Origin of the sequence: Bacillus sp. FSL K6-1338 (assembly GCF_038006965.1) — a bacterium.
GTDB lineage: Bacteria > Bacillota > Bacilli > Bacillales > Bacillaceae_G > Bacillus_A > Bacillus_A thuringiensis_S.
In genome coordinates this window covers 1,303,356-1,319,752 of record NZ_JBBOWI010000001.1, presented here as the reverse complement: position 1 = coordinate 1,319,752, position 16,397 = coordinate 1,303,356, and the positions used below count along the sequence as shown (strand labels likewise).

Below are 16,397 nucleotides of genomic sequence, written 5' to 3'. Positions count from 1 at the left end.
TCATCCATTTCCTCTCCCCTAATATATTAAGAATCATTCTTGAATAAAAACATGACAATTTTAACATAGTTTATATATAATGATAATAAAAAAAGAAGGAGTACCACATTTGAAAGTCAAATTCCAAAGCATAATTATATATATATTGCTTGTTATCCTACCGACAATAGGGATTGGTGCTACATTTTATTCGTATCATACATATAAAATGAAACAGGAAAACAAATTATCCGCTCATACAGTTCTCTTTTTATATAGAGATTATTTAGATCATCATCTTGGTGAAGCAATTTCTGCTTTAGACATGCTTGCAAAAGTTGTAGGCACCGAGACTGGTAATATAAATGGCATTAAACAAATTGTACATGATACAGATGGAAACGATGCACGCTTTTCTGGTCTATATTACGCTACACCAAAAGGGGTCATTACAATCGCATCTGAAGATGAATCAAAGCCCGTAGATGTTTCAGACCGTAAATATATTCAAGACGTTCTACAAACTAAAAAAACCACTGTATCATCAGTCATTACTGATCGCGTTCTTGGACATAAAGCTATTATGATTGCTGCCCCCATATTCAATAAACAGAAGGAGCTCTCAGGATTATTATTAGCTAGTTTACGCTTTGATTACATTTCATCTTCTTTAAATGCCCTTAAACCACAATACCATTTTGAGGTAACTGATAAACATGATGTAGTTTTTCTAACCGATGATAATAATGACACAAGTGATACGCATTCTAATATGCTTACTACTCCACTCCAAAGATTAAATTGGAAGGTCTCTGTTTCACCATTACCTATTCATCAAAAAAACTTATACCAGTGGGTTGCAATAGAGTGTATCGCTACTTTATTTTTAATGTCTATTTTATTTTTACTTGCTCAATATATGTTGTTAAAACGTCAAACAAAACTTGAAAGACAACAAAATGAACTACAGAAAATTGAATTAGTTGGAACTTTTGCAGCAAGTACAGCACACGAAATCCGTAATCCTCTTACTGGAATTAAAGGACTCGTCGCTCTATTAAAAGAGAAATATAAAGATGAACAAGATCAGTTCTACTTTTCCGTAATTGAACAAGAAATAGAGCGAATCAATGAAATTGTAAGTGAATTTCTTATTCTCGGCAAGCCAACCGCCATCATCGAACAAACATATGACGTAAGAACAATTCTAAATGAGGTAGCATTAATTATTCAATCTGAGGCGAATTTACATAACATTGTATTCCATTTACATTTGCCAGACCATCCTGTTCATATCCGTTGTTCGAAAGACCATATGAAACAAGTGGTTTTAAACATTACAAAAAATGCAATTGAGGCCATGACTTCTAGTGATACACTAACCATTGTAGTAAAAAACAATGAAACACACGCACAATTGCAGATTACAGATACTGGAAAAGGGATTCCGCAACATATTCAAAAACACCTCTTTCATCCGTTCTTTACTAATAAAGATACTGGAACAGGTCTTGGACTTGTCATATGTAAACGAATTGTAGAGATGTATAATGGGCATATTTTTATTGACAGTACAGAAAACGAAGGAACGACAGTTCATATCGAAATTCCGTTACACATAGTATAATTATCCTTATCCTATAAGGGTAATTATACTTATTTCATAAAACCAGTGACAAGCATTCGCCAAAAATTATTTGATTTTCCTTCATACCCGATTTGGAAAATTGGTATTTTTATAATTGAAAACCATTTCGGTGTTTGTTTTTCTTTATAACACTGATATTGTAAAATAAGCTTGTCCAATTCTTGACTAACTTGAATTGTCTCCCTACTATTTAGCCCACTTGTTAATCCTAGTTGAATCATTTCTTCACGTTTCATATGAATATCACGTGAAAGCTTTTCTAATGTGTACTTCCTTTTTACAGTAAACATCCATATCCCCCTTATTATACTTCCATGCTCTCAACTTCACTTCTCCATTGACCTTTTTAACTACTTAATCATATACAAATTTGAAGAATCAGAAATTTTAACATTTTCTCCCTGTAATTTACAAATCTTTACCCTCACTTTGAGAATTATTACAAATTATTCTATCTTTGTAAATACATTCGCAATAATAGACATTTTTTTCATCTTCTTTTTTTACAAATTCTACGTAAACCGGGGATTCTTAATTTTCCACCTACTTTTCTTCGACATTTTTTGTTTAATTTATATAAAAAAGCAAAACATAATGATGATTGATAAAGTGAAACTTTAATCAGTGTTTTTTGTTCAGCCCCACTGATTATTAGCATTCACCAATCGTGCGTTTATAGGCAGTGAATCTCCCACCTATCCAGCCCAATGTTGAGGTGGGAGTCTTACTACCCACAAATAGCGGGATAACAATAGAAAGGAAATATTTATATGCGAAAATATACGATTACATTGTTCATCATTGTTTTGTTTTTACCGTCCTTCTTATTTCCTATTCAAGCAAATGCTCATACAAATAAAGTTGCTATTGTCATTGATGATTTCGGCAATAATATGAAGGGGACTAATCAAATGTTATCACTTCCCATTCCGCTCACTGTTGCTGTTATGCCTTTTCTTCCTTCCACAAAAGAAGATGCAATAGCCGCCCATAAAAAAGGCCATGAAGTTATTATACATATGCCAATGGAACCTATTAAAGGTAAAAAAGAATGGCTTGGACCGAAAGCAATTACAACCGATTTAAGCGATGAAGAAATAAACAACCGACTTGAACAAGCGATTCAAGAAGTTCCGCATGCAATTGGAATGAACAATCATATGGGGTCAAAAGTAACAGCGGATGAAAGAATTGTTCGCCTTATACTTGCTGCTTGTAAAAAACACGGTTTATTTTACTTAGATAGTAAAACTAATCCTAATAGTGTCGTCCCAAAAATCGGAAAAGAATTAGGAGTTCCTATTATTGAAAACCAACTATTTTTTGATGATGTGTATACAGCAGGACATATTTCAAAACAAGCCCAATTACTCATCAAAAAAATTCAAGAAAAACCTATTATGGTAGCTATCGGGCATGTGGGCCCCCCAGGTGAAATTACATCACGCGTTATTGAAACTTCTATCCCTAAAATTCGTGAGCATGCAGACTTTATTTTTTTATCTGATCTAGCATTATCCCCGCCTCCTGTTTCAAAATAAAGTTTATTACTCACAAAGAAAAGTACCTATCTATATATAACAGATAGGTACTTTTCTTTTTAACTTAAATATAATCTACATGACTCACTCTGAATCCTTTTTTCTCTATTTTTCCGATTAATTGCTTTAATCTTGTTTCATCTAACTCATCTGATATATTTACAATAACGCGGCGGATATATTGATCACCGTTATCGAGTGTAAACAACCCACCGATATTATATGCTTTTAACAATGTCCCAAGCTCTTTAATCGTTCCTTTACAATCTTGTGTTGCAATTGTTAATATATAACCACCTGTCCGCATACCAAATGAATCTTCAATAACATCAAATATATTCGAATGCGTTAACATACCGACAAATTCATTATAATCATTTAGCACGGCTAAAAACGGAAGCCGACGAATCACATAAAAGGCTCTGAAGAAGGAATCCTTTTCAAAAATAAATGCATTGGAATTGTCAAGTATATCTCCTGCACTTACATGCTCTAATCCGCTATTGCATTTTTTTTCTAATAAATCTACTTTATAAATAATCCCCGTGAATTTCTTCTCATCTTCTGCTAATACCGGGATGGCTCGAAATCCCGTTTTGTTCATCGTTTGCAGTGCCTCTTCACCAGAATCATTTATTTTGCAAAATGTTACTTGCTGCTTTGGCAGAAAATGATATTTAACTCGCAAAATATGTTCCTCCTTACATGTCAACATGTAATCTATATATAATAAGGAGACCTATATTTTATGAGTGAAATTATTTTTAAAACGCTTTCATTTATTTATTAACTTGTGGCCATATCACATTCATTTTTATATAACAGAGCTTCTTGCGCCCTTAATCATTAATAATTTCACATGATAGTTCATTAAATATTCTATACCCTCTAGCCATTTTTTCGCTTCTTCTGGCGTTTTTCCCCACACAATCATGCCGTAATTATGAACAAGAACTACTCCTCCACCTTCAATGAAATTCGGAACATTGCTTTCTAATAAATCAGCGAATTTTTTTTCATCTTCTACAATTGGAATGGTCATTTCTGTTATACCTTCTTTTCCGAAAACACGTTCCACACTGCGTTTATCGAACGTTACTTCTCCTTCTTCTCCATATAACTCTGATATTAAATGACTATCTACAGTCTGCACTTGTAAAATACATCCTGCACTACTTTTTTTATAAATATCCGCATGCATAAATGACTCTGCAGCTGGTTTTTCTTCATTTTCAAATACTGACTCGCACATGCAATTTACGACAATAAAATCTTCTTCCGAAAATAGCCCTTTATCTCTTCCCTCAACATTTACTAAAAATGTTAACGGCTCTTTTGACGTACATAGCGACAAACTAATTTTGGTACCATAAAACCAATCACGAAGTGCCAATTCAGATTTCACATCTTTTAATTCATTCCATTTCTTCAGAAAAAATAACATTTCGTCACCCCCGGCATAATATTCATATAAGGTTCGAATCCTTTCTATGTAAAAGGAATATTTTTTGATTATTCTAAAAATTTAATTGAATTATCACATGAGAATGCTTTTTTGTCAATATAGTTTCGCGGTTCTTCTTTAAAATAGGCTATTCATATGTCTATACTCCTATCTATTGCCTATTTCATTTTGTACATAAAAAAATGCACTATTCTTTAATTAAAGAATAGTGCATTTTCCTCACTTTTTATCCCGCTATTTGCTAGGCAGTAAGACCCCCACCTCAAAATGCAGCGAAAGCAAAGAAGTTAGGCGGGGATCGGGCTCTGCCCGTAAAAGCCCGATTGGTGAGGGCTAATAATCAGTGGGGGATAAACAAAACCCCCACTGATTAAAGTTTCACTTTATTTCTTTATTGCATTATACAAAAACTGTGCATATTGTTCACGTGTTACGAAATTATCTCCTAAAAAATTCCCTTCCCCGTCACCTTTTGATATTTTATTATCTACTAGAGCTTTCACATATCCTTTCGCCCAATGGCCATTTGGTATATCTTTGAAATTCTCTGCACTATTTTCATTTTCTTTTAACTGAAATACTCTTTGTAGTACTACTGACATTTCATATCGAGTTAATACTCCATCTGGACGGAATATATCATTTCCATACCCTGTCATAATACCAGCTTGAACCACTGCATCAATAGCCGTTTCATACATATTTCCTTTCGTATCTGTAAATGCCGTTTTTGGTTCTAGATTATTTTCTAATTTTAAATACCTTTGTATTAGAAGAGCTACTTGTCCACGAGTAATGTTATCACCAAATCCAAATTCACCATTTCCATAGCCTATAAATAACTTTTCTTTCGCTAAGTAATTAATTGCTTCTTCTGACCAATGTCCCTTTGGTACATCTTTAAATTCTACCACTTCTGTTTTCTCATCTTCTTTAGATGTATTACCGTCTTTACTTTCTACTACATTTTGAATAACAGACCCTGTAAAGAAGATTCCTGTATCCGCAAATGGATCTTTCACACCAAATTCATATACTTTCTCACCTGGTGTACTCCATTTCACTACACCATTACTATACGTACCGTTATCGCTCTTCAGACGAATTTTCGTAGAAATCTCACCATCTTTTTCATATATAGGTACTTTTACTTCTTTATTTACTTCTGTTTCCTCTAAAAATACTTTTTGGTTTTGGACATTGATATAAGCCGTCTTACTTAGTTCTATAACTGGTCGGACATCACGGATTTCATTTGCAACAAAACTTAGAAATACTAATTTTTTCAAATTGCTCACTGGTGATAAGTCTGTAATATAATTCGCTTCTAAATCAAGCTTTTGTAAGTTTACTAGACTTGATAATGGAGTAATATCTTTTAATTCATTATTGGGTAAATCTAATTCTGTAAGCTGAGTCATTTTAGCAAGTGGTGTCACATCTTTAATTTGATTTTTCCCGACAAATAATTTATTTAATTGATTCATTTGATCAATACCCGATAAATCTTTAACATTATTACGCGTTAATACTAAATCTTTTAAAGGTAATGAATATAACGGTTTAATATCTTCAATTTGATTACCTGCTAAAGTTAAGTATGTTACATTTTTTAAAGCACTTAATGGAGCAACGTTCTTAATTTTATTATTTGCTAAATTCAAGTAATCTAGTTGTTCCATTTTCGCTAATGCTGTTACATCTTCTATTTGGTTGCCTGATAGATATAAAGTTTTTACATTTTTCATTTCAGTTAGTGGTGCAACATTTGTAATTTTATTATTACTTAAATCAAGAGACTCTAAATTATTCATCTTAACAAGTGGCGTTACATCTGAAAACTCATTACCACGCAAAGCTAAATGATTTAATTGCTTTAGGTTCGCAAAGAACGACGGATCTTTTATCTTTGCATTCGCAACTGTTAAAGATTTTAAATTTGGCATATATTTTAATGCACTATAATCAAGTATCTCGTTTGTATTTAAAAACAAATCCTTTACTTGTAATAACTCTTCTTTCGTAATTGGTGTATTTAAATCTTTTTTATTAAATACTTTTTTATTAACAAGTTCTCTTAATTTGTTATCTGTTATCATGTTTTGATTATCAACTGGATTATCCGTTTCCGTATTGCCTGAATTAGAGTTATCATCTGGTTTCTCTGTTTCTTTGTTACCTACAGTTGGATCTTTAATTTCAAATTGAACTTGATATTTGTGATCATATCCAATAGCTGGAATAAGTATATGCATTTGCATATTGTGCTTCTTCTCAAACTCGCCAATTTCAAATTGAACTACTTTCGTTCCATTCTTCCTCTTATCTTCTGACAAAACTTTCACATCATGAAATACACCAGGCTGGTTTCTATCTTCTATTCTAAGATATTGAAAATAATCGCTATCTTGCATTGTTACAGTGACAATTTTTTTGCCAGCTGCAATTGTTACTTTAGGATCTTTTATATATTGAGAAACCATAGATGGCTCGTCTTTTTGATCCTTATATATTTTAATCTCAGTATCATACGTGCGATCACTCGCTGCTGCTACCGATTGATTTGCTTCAACTTTTAGTGCTGCTAATGCTGGAGTAGAGTACGTAGCAAATGGAATTGCTAATGTTGTCGCTACTACTAGCGCCTTCATATAATTTTTTTTCAAAATAATATCCCCTATCATATATAATTTTTATAATTGATAATACTTATCAATTATCCACAAATAAATGATAATGAATCTCATTATCATTGTCAATGAGAATATTACATTAAATTTATATTTTTAAAGATAAATAATAAAAAGCCCTTTATTCAAAGGGCTTTTTTACCTATCGTATGAAGAATTTCACTTTTTTCCTTCTCATTGATGACACCGATTTTTTGCAAAATATTCGCGTACAATACAAGTTTATTATATATTCGTTCTGACATGTTCTCCCTTCTTTCCTTCGACCAACTTTTTTTGTATTGGTAAATTATATGAAAGAGATGAGAAAATGTGTCCACTTTTTGCATAAATGCAAATCTTTTATTTTACGATTTACAGACAATAAAACTCCCTCCTAAAAATTAGGCGGGAGTTTAGGTACTTTCACTGTATTTAACAAACTGTCCACTGAATATTATGCTTCATAAGTTCTTCTTCAAAACTATATGGCATTTTTTTATCACAAATTACATGTTGAATACGTGAAAATGCTGCTATACGATAATTCCCTTTCACGCCTACCTTCGTATGATCACATAAAATATATGTTTTCTCAGCTAATTTCATCATCGCCTCTGACAATTTCGCTTTCTCTAATTCAAAGCTGGAAACTCCAAAACTAGGTAATAGCCCATCAATCGAAACGAACGCTTTATGAAAATGGAATTGCTGTATTACTTGCTGAGAAATAGACCCTGATACACGCGAATGCTTTGGAGATACTTTTCCACCTATAAATAAAACTTCACCGTGAAACATCTTTTTATTAATAGAAGAAATTAATTGTGTTGCGACTGGAAATGAACTTGTTACAATCGTTAAGTTTTTACGATGAACAAGGTATGGAACCATTTGAAGCGGTGTACTTCCATCATCAATTGCAATGACATCACCATCTTCTACAAATGTCGCTGCTTTATAACCAATTCTTTTCTTCTCTTCTATATGTAGCATTTCTCTTTCTAACATTGGTGCCTCTACCCCAGCGCCTGGAAGTTGAACAGCTCCACCATACACTTTTTTCAACTTCTTTTCACGATCTAATTCTTCTAAATATCGACGAATCGTTTCTGTTGATACAGCAAATTCTCTAGCTAATTCTGAAACCTTTACTTTCCCTTTAAATTCTACCTTTTCAAGAATGGTTCGCTTTCTTTCTTCTCCTACTACAGACATAGCTTCACCTCATTTATATCTCCCTCATAAACTTCCTTATTTATACAAGGTTGTAATTTTCTTTATAAGCAGAAACTTTTTCATGAATATGAATACCGCGCTTTGCTAGCTCATCAAAAATCAATTGTGGATTTTCAAAAGCTTCTTCAGGCGTAACAACACCCACCCTATTTACATTTCCATTTGCAATTAACTCTGCAGCAATCCCAAATGGAATACCTACGTTTCTCGTATAAGCTCTTAATTTTTCCCATCCTACAACAGAGCCATCAGATAACGGATGTGTATGATATAATACATGTCTTTGCTTCTCATTATTTTTCATACCTATTACTTCTACATGAAGTGCATAACCATAAACCTCTGTTTCTTGTCCTTCTTTCGATTGTAATAAATACTGCGAAATACAATCCATAATACCAATTTCTTTCCCATTTATTTCAATCTGATCATTACGCAATATGCCGTAATCATATAAAGCATGTACAAGTTGCATATTTTGCTTTGGCCAAGTTCCTCTCGTCTCTATCAGTTTGATACCTTTATTTTCTAGTGCCTTTGCTAACGTAATTGTTTCAGAATGCGGGATTATATACTGCGTTGTCTTACCATAAGGCGCTGGCAATTCTATTTCTCTTGGACGCGCAAACGGAAGTACTTGCTTAAATTCACCATCTTCATACACTGTACGCGATGGTAAATGTGGATCATATTCATATGTCGTTGTCTCTGTAATTGATGCAGAAAAAGCAATCGGACGATACGAACCGTGACTTACGCGGATCGTATCTACAGTATCCAGTTGATTTGCTGCATGCATTGCCATCATTTGCGTTACACCTGGCGTCATGCCAAATCCAGGTAAACATGTTTTTTCGTTTTGAACAAATATAGCATGCGATTCATTTTCTTCACCAAATCCATTTAAGTTCACACCGTGACACCCTGCTTCTGCAATACAGCGGGTCGACAATCCGTTTAGCTTTATCGTCGTACCGTCCATTACAATGTCATAACCAATCATTTTTGCAACCGTATCCTCGTGATTCGTTACATCTACTTTTACAAAATCAACACGAGGATCGTTGAGCCATTCTACTACTTTACGGCCCTCTTCCTCGTTAAAATCAGCTACTGTAATCGTCTCAAAAGATGAAAATTGAACTAAATCCAAAATAGCTTCACGACAAATTTTACCTGCTCCACCTAAGCAAAATACTTTCATCCAATAACAGCTCCTTTAGCAATACTATCAACTAAGCGATTAATATCTTCTTCATGTACATCACCGATATTTCCAATGCGAAACGTATCTACTTTCGAAATTTTTCCAGGGTAAATAACAAATCCATAACGCTTTAATTCGTTATATAACTGTTGAAACTCGAACCCCTCTTTTGGATAAATGAAAGATGTAATAATAGGAGATTGATATTTCTCATCTACTAGTGGCTTAAATCCGATTTCTCCCATTCTATTCACTAGTAGTTTTTGATTGTTGTAATATCGATTGTAACGCGCTCTCACTCCCCCCTCTTTTTCTAGTTCAAGTAGTGCTTGATAAAAAGCATGTACAACATGTGTAGGTGAAGTAAAACGCCATTTCCCATTTTGTTTTTCCATCGTTTCCCATTGATCATATAAATCAAGAGATAAAAAACGTCCTTTTCCTTTACACTTCAATAATTCATCACGTTTTGCGATTACAAATCCGAATCCAGGAACCCCTTGAATACACTTATTTGCACTACTAATTAAAAAATCAATTTGTAAATCAGCAATGTCTATTTCAATCCCGCCGAAACTACTCATCGCATCAACAATTGTAACCTTTCCATACTGCTTTCCTAATTTACATACATCTACAATTGGATTTATAATACCTGTCGTTGTTTCACAATGAACAACTGCAATATGCGTAATCTCTTTATCTTCTTGCAATAACTTTTCTACTTCTACAATATTAGTAGGTTCCCACTCTTCTGTTTGACTGACCACTACATCAATCTGTAACATCTCTGCCATTTGCACGATGCGCTTACCGTACGCACCATTTGTACAAACGAGAAGCTTCCCATTTGCCGGAATAACAGAACCAATTACTGCTTCAACTGAAAACGTACCGCTTCCTTGCATTAACACTGTTGTATATTTCTCTTCTTCCTTCGTCGCTAACGATACAAGTTTAGCTCTTACTTCTTGCACCATCGTATTATATTCAACATCCCACGTACACCAATCGTATAGCATAACTTCTTTTACTGATTTTGTTGTCGTTAATGGTCCTGGTGTTAATAATAAATAGTGATTTTCATTCATGATCCAGTGCCCCTTTTATGAAATAATTAGTTCTTGTTTCTCGATATGTTCTATTATATTTTCGAGCTCCTGCATCGTTTCAATCGTAAAATGAGCCCCATTTTCAACAAACCGATTACGAACTACTTCTATTTTTTCACGAAGCTCTACCGAATCCATACTCTCCACTTCCTCTTCCGTTAAACCGAGCTCACTACTTCCAAGAATTACGCCAACTGTCCACATTCCAGCATTTCTACCTTCTTTCATATCTGATACTGTGTCCCCTACTTTTATCATATGATTCATCGGATACACATCAAGTTCCATTGCATTTTTATAGCACATCCATGGATATGGACGGCCTGCTGGAACATCATCTGGCGTAACAAGAAAATCAGGTTTATATCCTTGTAACACTGCTTCCTTTGCAACAATATCCATCATTTCTCTCGTATAACCAGTTGTTGAACCGATTTTAATGCCTCTCTCACGTAAAGAAGCGATTACTTCTTTTACCCCCTCAATCGGCGTAGCATAACTTGGCAAAATAGAAAAGAGAATTTCTTCAAACTCTTCATACATCTCATGAATGTCTACTTCTGTTGGTAATTGACCGAAGACACGCTTCCACTCATCCGCAATACGAGGCATTTCTGTTAGTGCCCTTACATGATCTATTTTTAATAATCCCATTGGCTTACGTGCTTCTTCTACTGTAATTTCAACGCCGCGTTTATGAAAAATCTTCATGAATACTTCTAGTGGTGCAAAACATCCGTAATCAACTGTCGTACCTGCCCAATCAAAAATAACTGCTTCAATTTTCATTCTGTCCATCACCCTTCTTATTTATCTTTTTTGCCATTGCGAAGTTCGGTTACGAAGTGCTTTCGTTCCCCATTCATATACAACTCTCACTACAATATTTGTAATAACAATAAGTACACTCATTGCAGCTGCTGGCGCTACATTTCCTGCATCATCCATATTTACGATTGATACGGCAGCTAGTTTAAAATCAGCTGCATATAAGAATACAACTGCTGACACAGTTACCATCGAATTTACGAAGTAGTACATCACCATTTCTAAAATTGCTGGTAAACACATTGGTACTGTTACTCTAAAGAATGTTTTATAAAACGGAATACCCATTGACTGCGAAACAAGCTCAAACTCTCGGTCTAATTTCTTTAAGGCAGTCGTTGCCGTGACAAATGTTACAGAATAAAAATGAATGATATTTACTAGTACTAACACAGCGATTGTTCCGTATAAAGAATGAAACGGATTCGTTACTGATAGTCCCAGAATTTGAATCGTTGGTTGACTAAAGAAAAAGACATATCCTAATCCGAGTACTAAACCTGGTATCGCTAACGGCACTATAGAGAAAAAGTAACCTGTTTTTCTAAAAAATTGTAGCTGGTCTATTTTCTCAATTGCATATGCGAATACAAATGTTAAAATCGCCCCAATAACTGCTGTAACTGCTGAAACAATTACGCTATTTTTAAATGCTTCAAGTCCATCTCCTGTTAAACTCGAAAAATTAAAATGCTCAAATGTAAAACTCATATTATATGGCCATACTTTCACACTTGCAGCAATACCAACTGCAACAAATAATAGAATGATCATAAGTGTAATTACACTACAATATATGAATGAGATTACATCTCTTTTCTTATTAGCTATTATTCTGTATGGTACTGCTTTTGAAGATAAGAAATTCGCCTGCTTTCTTTGCGTAATACGATCAACTACAAATGCGAATATAGCTGGGATTAATAAAATCATTCCGACAGTTGCACCCATCGGCATATTTTGCTGTCCAATTACTTGTTTGTATACGTCAGTAGCAAGCACATTATATTGCCCACCAACAATTTTTGGTGCCCCAAAATCAGTAAAACTAAGTGTAAACACAACAAACATTGCACTAATTAATCCGTACTTTACACTAGGTAAAGTAACCGTGAAAAATTGCTTTGTTTTACTCGCCCCTAACATATTAGAAGCTTCATATAATCGATAATCAGATCCTTGAAAGGCAATTAGCAATATAAGAAATGCTTGCGGAAATGTATACATAACTTCAGCTATTACAATTCCTACTGGTCCATATAAAGGGATTTGTATACCTTCAAATAACCCAAACATCCCTTTCGTTACTAGCCCTTGATTACCAAATAAATATGTAAGTGCTATACCGTGCATCATCGTTGGTGCGAACAATGGTAATAACGCTACATACTGAAATACACGCTTTCCAAAAACATTCGTACGGGCAATTGCATATGCGTAAACGAATGCGATTGCAACTGAAATAATTGTTGTTGCGCCCGAAATCCATACTGTATTTTGTAAAGACTGAACTAAAGTTGGTGTTGTGAAATATTTACTGAAATTCGCTAAACCAATGAAAACTCCATCTTTATTATAAAAAGCTTGTGTAAATATTTGTAATAGCGGCAATACAAGTATGATAAGGAAGGAAAGGATCATACCGATAATTACGAGCCTTTGGATCCATTCCTCTTTCCCAATACTTCTCTTAATCTTTTTTTTCGTACTTTCTACCTTATAGTTTTCTAACATCTCCATCTATACAATGACCTTCTTTCCATATGACAACATATGATTTTCTGAGAAAGAGATTTGAATCGGCTTTCCTTTTCTAATAGCGGTTGCTTCTACTTCTGATGCTAATATATCCACTACAATTTTCTCATTATAAAGGTGTGTGTTTTCTTCTATGACTCGCACTTCCGTCCGATATACGGATCCGCGAAATTCCATACTTTCCACAACTGTTTTAATACCTTCCTTTTGTACAATTGTTACATGTTCAGGACGAATTGCATGTTCTTCGTTATTTTTCGAAAAGAAATTAATAGAACCAATAAAATCTGCCACAAACGGATTGGCTGGTCTTTGATAAATCTCCTCTGGTGTTCCAATCTGCATAATTTCCGCATGATTCATTACAACAATTTTATCAGCCATCGTTAATGCCTCTTCTTGATCATGCGTTACCATAATCGTCGTTATTCCTATTTCCTCTTGTAAATCACGCATTTCTCTACGTAATTTTTCACGCACTTTTGCATCTAAAGCTGATAACGGCTCATCGAGTAACAAAATATCTGGAGACAGAGCGAGCGCACGTGCAAGTGCTACTCGCTGCTGTTGTCCACCAGACATTTGAGCAGGATATTTATCTTTTACATTCAGCAAATCTACAAGTTTTAACGCATCTAGCGCTTTCTCTTTCACTTCTGCTTTCCCATATTTTTTTGTCTTTAAGCCGTATTCAATATTTTCAAGTGCTGTTAAATTCGGAAATAAAGCATACGATTGGAAAACCATTCCGAAGTTTCTCTTTCCAGGAGGCAATGCTGTAATATCTTTTCCATTCACAGCTATACTGCCAGTCGTTGGTTCCTCTAGTCCCGCTAAAATGCGAAGCAACGTCGTTTTCCCACAACCACTTGGGCCTAATAAACAAACAAACTCATTTTTGTTCACAGTAAAAGAAATATCTTTTAACGCTGTAAATGCATCAAACTGTTTTTGAATGTGTTGAATTGATAAATATTCGCTCATTTTTCTCTCTCCCACTCACTTACTTTTTCGGTTCTGCTTTTTGGCCAAACTCTTTTTCCCATTTTTCTAAAATTTTGTCACGATTTTCTGCTGCCCATTTAAAGTCATTCTTTTTATATAATTTTTCAGTAACATCTTTCGGGAATCCCTCTGGAAGTTTATAGTCATTTTTAATTGTCGCAAATCCATTTTTCTCAAAGTATAACTTCATTACATCATCAGTAATTGCCCAATCTAAAAATGCTTGCGCTAATTTATCATTTTTCGCATTATCTTTCTTAATAAGTGCGTTCGCTTCTACTTCCCATCCTAATCCTTCTTTCGGCAGTACAACTTCAACTGGGGCACCTTTTTGTTTTTCTTTTAAAGCACTATAAACCATTGATACACCGACTGGATATTCACCTGCTCCTGCTAATTTTGCTGGTTTTGATCCTGAATGCGTATAACTTGCCATATTATCATGAAGTTTCTTCATGTAATCCCAGCCTTTATCTTCACCCATGATTTGTAGCCATGCAGAAACTGTTAAAAACCCTGTTCCAGATGATGCTGGATGTGGCATAACAAGTGTTCCTTTATACTCTGGTTTCGTTAAATCTTCATATGATTCTGGCATCGGTAAATTTTTCTTCTTTAATTCTTCTTTATTTACAGCAATCCCCGTCATAAATGCAGTATTTCCTACCCATTTTTCAGGTTGCTTATCATCTTTAAATTGCGGAAGAACACGATCTGTTCCTTTTGGAGAGTATCCTTTTAACATATCTTTTTTATCTAAAGCTAATAGACTTGATGCCGCAGTTCCCCATACAACATCTGCTTGTGTATTTTTCCCTTCAGCTAGCAATTTCGCAGTAATAACTCCTGTTGAATCACGTACAATGTTTAATTTCACATCAGGATATTTCTTTTTAAAGGAATCAAGATAAATTGGTACAAGCTCTTCTTCAATTGCTGTGTAAACAGTTAATGATCCAGATAATTTTTCATCTTTCACTTTCGCTCCAGCACTTTCTTCCTTCTTTGCACCACACCCCATTAATAACGAAAATACCATTCCAGTCGCTACAGCTTTAAAGATTGTTTTTTTCACTGTTTCTCTCTCCTTTTACAAATCTTATGTACAACTCAAATATAAACAACTAGTGTAAAAGCAGTATTAAACCAACATTAATCTTTTGTTTGTTGTTTGTTTTTGTGTAATACGTTGCTACTTCTATGTTTTTTCGCATTTTTCTGCTAATAGAAAACACTAAATTTACAAATAATTAAAAAAACCTTTATAATCCCACAAAAAAATGAGGCGTTTGTAAAAACGCCTCATTTTTGTTTCCCTTTTTTTGAATTACGATTAGCATACTTTGCGCTATTTTCTCCTTCATACTCTAATGCAAATTCTGCATCTGGTAAGCTTTCTTTCGGAGTTTTATTATTATTGATTGCCGCATTTTGTTTTACTTTTCTTTTTACCAATACATTCACCTGCTCTCAAGAAATCACTTTCTACTCTAGTTTGAAACAATTTAAAATAATTATTACTGACAAGTGTTAACAAGTACATAAGAGGCGTTCGATGGAAATACTACGTATGAAGAAATCATTATAAAAAGGAGCGATGATTTTGAAGAAAAAAGAAAAGATTCAATCACCAATTTTAGACGAAACGCTCCCGCATCAAATGAATTTTCCATCTTTTAAAGGAACAGGAAAAACGATGCAACAACCTTTTGTGAATCCATATGATGTTGTAATTGGAGACAGTAAATATAATTCCGAGAACAGTCCACTTAACAATTGGAGTGATGAAGTAGATCCTACCATTATGGCTGGTGATGAGTGGATCCATCCTACAAATGATATTGGGTGGATTTCAGAAGAAAATCAAGAGTTGCTAAAAAACGAATCAGATAATAAAAATGAAGCTTTTATGCATCCACAATTTGGCATTAACGACTAAAAAACCA

The 16,397-nt window shown here is 34.2% G+C and carries 15 protein-coding genes; 3 read left to right on the top strand and 12 right to left on the bottom strand.

The genetic code is table 11. The features are described 5' to 3' along the window. Positions 1 to 109 precede the first annotated feature (109 nt). A complete protein-coding gene (locus tag NZ044_RS06930; protein ID WP_098505595.1) occupies positions 110 to 1,606 on the top strand; it encodes a DUF3149 domain-containing protein in 1,497 nt (498 codons plus the stop codon). Between the two features lie 29 nt (positions 1,607 to 1,635). Here the strand turns inward: NZ044_RS06930 and NZ044_RS06925 are convergent, their stop codons facing one another. Beyond that, positions 1,636 to 1,917: an aspartyl-phosphate phosphatase Spo0E family protein gene (locus NZ044_RS06925; RefSeq protein ID WP_000495537.1), complete on the bottom strand. Its 282-nt coding sequence runs from the start codon at positions 1,915 to 1,917 to the stop codon at positions 1,636 to 1,638. 480 nt (positions 1,918 to 2,397) lie between these two features. Between NZ044_RS06925 and NZ044_RS06920 the strand changes: the two genes are divergently transcribed. Further along, the gene (locus tag NZ044_RS06920; RefSeq protein ID WP_001234134.1) at positions 2,398 to 3,168 is read left to right on the top strand and encodes a divergent polysaccharide deacetylase family protein; all 771 of its coding nucleotides are present in this window, start codon (positions 2,398 to 2,400) and stop codon (positions 3,166 to 3,168) included. Positions 3,169 to 3,232: 64 nt separating this feature from the next. Here the strand turns inward: NZ044_RS06920 and cbpA are convergent, their stop codons facing one another. The 11 genes from cbpA to NZ044_RS06865 form a co-directional block, all read right to left on the bottom strand. Then, positions 3,233 to 3,856: a cyclic di-AMP binding protein CbpA gene (gene cbpA / locus NZ044_RS06915; RefSeq protein WP_001264213.1), complete on the bottom strand. Its 624-nt coding sequence runs from the start codon at positions 3,854 to 3,856 to the stop codon at positions 3,233 to 3,235. A gap of 126 nt (positions 3,857 to 3,982) precedes the next feature. After that, a complete protein-coding gene (locus NZ044_RS06910) occupies positions 3,983 to 4,612 on the bottom strand; it encodes a class II aldolase/adducin family protein (RefSeq protein WP_000896006.1) in 630 nt (209 codons plus the stop codon). Positions 4,613 to 5,016: 404 nt separating this feature from the next. Next, complete coding sequence (locus NZ044_RS06905; RefSeq protein WP_118961650.1) at positions 5,017 to 7,299, bottom strand: NEAT domain-containing leucine-rich repeat protein; 2,283 nt, start codon at positions 7,297 to 7,299, stop codon at positions 5,017 to 5,019. Positions 7,300 to 7,737: 438 nt separating this feature from the next. Beyond that, positions 7,738 to 8,520, bottom strand: coding sequence for a DeoR/GlpR family DNA-binding transcription regulator (locus NZ044_RS06900; RefSeq protein WP_000117666.1), 783 nt, complete (start codon positions 8,518 to 8,520; stop codon positions 7,738 to 7,740). A gap of 40 nt (positions 8,521 to 8,560) precedes the next feature. Continuing rightward, entirely contained in the window at positions 8,561 to 9,745 is a 1,185-nt protein-coding gene (locus NZ044_RS06895; RefSeq protein WP_000862157.1) for a saccharopine dehydrogenase family protein, read from the bottom strand. Next, positions 9,742 to 10,839 carry a 2-aminoethylphosphonate--pyruvate transaminase gene (gene phnW / locus NZ044_RS06890; RefSeq protein WP_340949635.1) on the bottom strand — a complete coding sequence of 366 codons (1,098 nt, stop codon included), beginning with the start codon at positions 10,837 to 10,839 and terminating at the stop codon, positions 9,742 to 9,744. The genes NZ044_RS06895 and phnW overlap by 4 nt, the downstream gene beginning before the upstream one ends. A 15-nt stretch (positions 10,840 to 10,854) precedes the next feature. After that, positions 10,855 to 11,649 carry a phosphonoacetaldehyde hydrolase gene (gene phnX, locus NZ044_RS06885; RefSeq protein WP_340949634.1) on the bottom strand — a complete coding sequence of 265 codons (795 nt, stop codon included), beginning with the start codon at positions 11,647 to 11,649 and terminating at the stop codon, positions 10,855 to 10,857. A gap of 21 nt (positions 11,650 to 11,670) precedes the next feature. Then, complete coding sequence (locus NZ044_RS06880) at positions 11,671 to 13,428, bottom strand: putative 2-aminoethylphosphonate ABC transporter permease subunit (RefSeq protein WP_000425527.1); 1,758 nt, start codon at positions 13,426 to 13,428, stop codon at positions 11,671 to 11,673. After that, positions 13,429 to 14,430: a putative 2-aminoethylphosphonate ABC transporter ATP-binding protein gene (locus tag NZ044_RS06875; protein ID WP_000006195.1), complete on the bottom strand. Its 1,002-nt coding sequence runs from the start codon at positions 14,428 to 14,430 to the stop codon at positions 13,429 to 13,431. It lies immediately after the preceding gene. 19 nt (positions 14,431 to 14,449) lie between these two features. Continuing rightward, complete coding sequence (locus tag NZ044_RS06870) at positions 14,450 to 15,526, bottom strand: putative 2-aminoethylphosphonate ABC transporter substrate-binding protein (protein WP_000750915.1); 1,077 nt, start codon at positions 15,524 to 15,526, stop codon at positions 14,450 to 14,452. Between the two features lie 227 nt (positions 15,527 to 15,753). Then, positions 15,754 to 15,906 (bottom strand): hypothetical protein, encoded by a 153-nt coding sequence (locus NZ044_RS06865; RefSeq protein WP_000240799.1) that lies wholly within the window; start codon positions 15,904 to 15,906, stop codon positions 15,754 to 15,756. A gap of 148 nt (positions 15,907 to 16,054) precedes the next feature. On the opposite strand from NZ044_RS06865, the gene NZ044_RS06860 reads away from it, so the two are divergent. Then, on the top strand, positions 16,055 to 16,390 hold the full coding sequence (locus NZ044_RS06860; RefSeq protein WP_340949633.1) for a DUF3905 domain-containing protein: 336 nt from the start codon (positions 16,055 to 16,057) through the stop codon (positions 16,388 to 16,390). The last annotated feature ends 7 nt before the right edge of the window (positions 16,391 to 16,397 follow it).